The following is a 287-nucleotide window of genomic DNA, read 5'->3' on the forward strand; positions in this document are numbered from 1 at the left end:
TGGAACAGGCCGGCCACTACGCCGAGGGCCTGCAGGCCTACGAGAAGTGCCGCCGCAGCCTGCACCGTGAGCTCGGCTGCGCGCCGGGTCCGTTCCTGCGGGCCGCCTACGCGCGGCTGCTGAGCGCCACTGCGGATGCCGAGGGCGATCTGGCCGACGCGCTGTCCGCGCTGCTGTTCCTGCACCAGCAGCTCAGCCAGGGCGGGAAGGCCGCGGTGCCGCGTGAACGCCGCGATGCCACCTCGATGTGGGCGGCCGGAAAGGTGCTCAACAACTTCATGCGCAAG

The 287-nt window shown here is 71.4% G+C and carries 1 protein-coding gene; it reads left to right on the forward strand.

The window, feature by feature from the left end; all coding sequences use genetic code 11:
- The coding region (locus tag AC5RVV_RS18370; RefSeq protein WP_494002760.1) for a BTAD domain-containing putative transcriptional regulator at positions 1–287 on the forward strand (287 nt) is incomplete at both ends.

This window comes from Arthrobacter sp. MDT2-34-1 (assembly GCF_059091365.1).